The sequence below is a fragment of the Bifidobacterium sp. UBA744 genome, assembly GCA_002298605.1.
In the GTDB taxonomy this organism is placed as follows: domain Bacteria; phylum Actinomycetota; class Actinomycetes; order Actinomycetales; family Bifidobacteriaceae; genus Bifidobacterium.
In genome coordinates this window covers 11199-14737 of record DBKS01000041.1, presented here as the reverse complement: position 1 = coordinate 14737, position 3539 = coordinate 11199, and the positions used below count along the sequence as shown (strand labels likewise).

Annotated in this window: 3 protein-coding genes and 1 pseudogene; 3 read left to right on the top strand and 1 reads right to left on the bottom strand. The window is 43.7% G+C overall.

Annotated elements, in window-relative coordinates:
• Positions 1–83: 83 nt before the first annotated feature.
• The 3 genes from B2994_RS04075 to B2994_RS04065 are packed head-to-tail and all read left to right on the top strand — an operon-like array spanning position 84 to position 3347.
• Positions 84–1175, top strand: a complete 1092-nt coding sequence (locus B2994_RS04075) for an acyltransferase family protein (protein WP_291527102.1) — start codon at positions 84–86, stop codon at positions 1173–1175.
• On the top strand, positions 1172–2035 hold the full coding sequence (locus tag B2994_RS04070) for an SGNH/GDSL hydrolase family protein (protein WP_291527101.1): 864 nt from the start codon (positions 1172–1174) through the stop codon (positions 2033–2035). Before B2994_RS04075 ends, B2994_RS04070 begins: the two co-directional genes overlap by 4 nt.
• Positions 2022–3347, top strand: a complete 1326-nt coding sequence (locus tag B2994_RS04065; protein WP_291527100.1) for a hypothetical protein — start codon at positions 2022–2024, stop codon at positions 3345–3347. The genes B2994_RS04070 and B2994_RS04065 overlap by 14 nt, the downstream gene beginning before the upstream one ends.
• Positions 3348–3461: 114 nt before the next feature.
• Here the strand turns inward: B2994_RS04065 and B2994_RS04060 are convergent.
• Positions 3462–3539 (bottom strand): annotated as a pseudogene (locus B2994_RS04060) (tRNA (cytidine(34)-2'-O)-methyltransferase); the annotation flags it as partial.

Sequence of the window (3539 nt, the reverse complement as noted above, 5' to 3'; positions counted from 1 at the left end):
AACAAAAATCAGGCCACTTCAAAGTGAAACTTGCTCACTATAGGGTAGAATAAAAAAGTCATATTGCAAGTTGGGGAAGAAGAATGAGAAAAGAAGTCTATCACATTTCGCTGCGCACTTCACAAATGATTAATATTGTTAGATTGATCATGATCATCGGGGTAATATATGTGCATACTATACCGGTTTTAAAAGCAATTGACTCTCCAATAATTACCGCTTTTTCTTTTCTGATGCGAGGTCCTGCGGGAACTTCTGGTATTGCTTTATTCTTCTTTTTGTCATCAATATTGACGTATAAAAAAATATTTACATTTAAAAGCAATTTCAGAAAGAAGTGTTTGTCACTGCTTCTTCCTTATATAGCTTTTATTTCATTCTGGATATTGGTTGTTTTTGTGATGCAACTTTATGATCCACTTCTTACGCTCTTCCATTTCGACAGTCAAGTTGTTCTCTGGGGTAAGCCCGTTATTCAGTGGACGCCTTTAGATTGGCTTGACGCATATACTGGTTTTGTCTATGGAACCCCCTTTGTTTATCCATTCTGGTTTATTCGTGATTTATTTTTAGTTAATATTTTTGCTAGCTTGATAAAAAAAGCCATAGACTTGAGCCCATATATTTCTGGAATTATTTTACTGGCTATATCAATAGCTTTAATGCAAATTGGGACTTATGGGTTAACCCTATTCAGTTTTGCACTCGGGTATTATGTTATTAAATTTGGTATTTCATTGGAAAGAGTTGCAAACATCAATATCGGTTTAATTCTTGTATCTTATGTCGCTATTACTGTATGTTTTCTGATTCCATTTAGATATACATATTCTATTTTTGTTTTTCCCATGGTTATTGTGGGTGGCATATTATATTTACGGATAGGGTATTATCTTATCGATAGTAAACATGATAAAATTTTACTACAAATCGCTCCTTGGTCTTTCGGAGTATTTTGCTTCCATGAATATTTTTTGCGTTTCTTCAGAAAAATAGCTTCGATGATTATTCCACAAATCCCGTTTCTCGTTGTAATTGAATATTGCACACTTCCTTTAGTGCTTTGCATATTCTGTCTATTCATTTGCAAGACACTTAATTCGTTCCCTCTAAGTCCGATAAAGATGTTGCTTGGGGGAAGAGTCAGCAAATCTTCGAAAAAGGTGAATAAATGAGAATTCTTAGGCCTATTATCTCTGTAATTACTATATTATTTATTTCGCTGCTACCTGTTACGGCATATGCAGAAACAGAGGAAGTCAATAAAATTGATTTGTTCTTGGGTGATTCAACTACTTCTGCAATTGGAGTATCCAGTATCCAGCGTTGGAGCAAATTATTTTCAGACAAAGATAACGCACAAGAAGTTAATTATGCGGTTGGGGGTTCTGGTTGGAAGGACACAAAATGGGTGCATGATGGAAGAACATATGCTGATCAATATGCAAAAGCTCGTTATGCGTTAGGGAATAACGCGCAATATGTTCATAGAGTCTTTGTTGTTGGTTTTGTCAACGATATTCAGAGTGGAACCTCTGTGCAAGATATTAAGACTAAGATGAAAGATTTGCTTACAACAATACATGCAGATCTTCCCAAGGCACAGCTTATCTATATACCTGAGATTGCTGCACCATCTCCTAAGAATCTGAGTCTCCTTTCTAAAATGCTTCCAGTTTCAGAAGAATTGATCAACACAGCTCAAGGTATTAGTGGTGTATATGTGGCTGATGATTGTATTGATTGGCTGAGAGACACAAGTGATACGTGGCAGTCTGATCAAACTCATCCTAATGCAAAAGGGCATGAAATTGTTGCACAAAAAGTCGAATCTCTTGTAGCGCAAATTGATTCAGGTAGCAAGAAAGCAGGGAAAATAGATAATGCTGAAAGCGCTACTCCTACCGATTCAAATAATACTTCTTTAAATTATAAGCAAATCACACTAATTGTATTTATCGTTATAGTTCTAGTATCGATTATATTAGTATTAATTATATCTCGTAAACAGAAATCGAAGCATGGTAGACATTAGGCGTTTTTGTATGAGAGGTAGCTCGAGTCCGCTGATTGCGGGCTGGACGGAGATATTTCTTATCGCGGCAATTGTGACGCTGCCGATCGACGGCACCAGATTCGGCATTGACATGCCGTACTGGACGCCGATCGCTCCAGCATTTCTGCTGGCATATGCCCTGTGCAATCCGCGTCTGCTCGTGCGTTCCATCCGCCGATTCGCTCCGTTCTATTTACTGTTCGCGGCGCTGATAGTGGTTTCGTGCTACGGATGGGCCACCGTCGGTTTCTCGTCATTACATGTTGGGCAGATTGCGTGCGCGCTGATTGGCGGGTTGGCGTGCCTCGCTTCCCTTGACATTGCGTTTAGGCTCAAGCAGCTTGACTGGCATAAAGCGGTGACACTGCTCGTTGTTGTCTATTGCATGGCATTTGCAGTGGGCGTGCTGGAGTGGCTGGACCGCAGTAAAGGTCTGCCGTGGTTGACCCGCTTGTCGCAGCAGGTGATGTACCGCAATTATGTGCCTCGCAAGCCGCAATTCCTGTTCGCTGAGCCCTCATATATTGGCATGCACCTTTTTGGTGTATTGCTGCCGCTGTTCTGGATTACTCGGCGAAGGTCGCTGGTTGTAGTGGCTTTGGGATTCGCCGTCGGCTCCGCGGCAATGGGCGTTGGCGTGCGCATTCTGATCGATACAGTGGTTGCGCTGTTGCTGTGGAGTATAACCATGGCGGATTGGAAGCGTTGGCGGGACAGGATCCTCGCGGTGATTGCCTGCGTGGGCATTGGAACTGCCGGAACTGTGGCGCTGACTGCCAATGATCGTGTGCATGCCCTGCTGACGCAAGGCATGCTGACTGGTGACTTTTCCATGCTCGCCCGTATCTTCCGCTCTATTGCCCCGATCGTTGCGGGTCTTCGAGACCTACCTCATTTGCTATTCGGATTCGGTGCCGGAAATATCAAAGAGGCGATGCTTCGGGGCTATGCCGAAGCGCGTGCGATCCTTGATGCTCATGGTGCGAAGACCGAAGGCAACGGCGAGATCCGTCTGATAGGCAATACCAATAATGAGGATTACTACTTCACCATGAACGCCTATGTCAGCTTCGTCACGGAATTCGGATTGCTGATGATGCTGGTGCTGTTCGTGGTGCTGTTGTGGTTTGTGACGAAGCATCACTCATGGAATATCACAACGGCCTGCTGGATGCTGCTGCTTGCCTACCTGTATATACAATTCGAAGGATATGCCTTCTACGCGTTGTGGTTGTTCATCTGGGCAGTTGGAGCGGATCTCGTCAAATCGCATAAAGGTGTGAACGAATAGGATAATTCACGCGCTGGTTGCAATTAAGGTCGGCTTTCAGCCGGCTGGTTGTTATCTCGTCCTCCGTGGTGTCGGACGAGATGTCGCTATGAAACAGTCCACTGGACTGTTTCATCACGCGCCGCCGGCAAAACCCAACTGCCGCCAGGCCTCGTAAATGGCGATCGAGGCGCAGTTGGTGAGGTTGAGGGA

Bases quoted from the DNA above. Each gene is read 5' to 3' on its own strand.
- B2994_RS04075 (WP_291527102.1), top strand. From the start codon at position 84: ATGAGAAAAGAAGTCTATCACATTTCGCTGCGCACTTCACAAATGATT.
- B2994_RS04065 (WP_291527100.1), top strand. From the start codon at position 2,022: ATGGTAGACATTAGGCGTTTTTGTATGAGAGGTAGCTCGAGTCCGCTG.
- B2994_RS04070 (WP_291527101.1), top strand. From the start codon at position 1,172: ATGAGAATTCTTAGGCCTATTATCTCTGTAATTACTATATTATTTATT.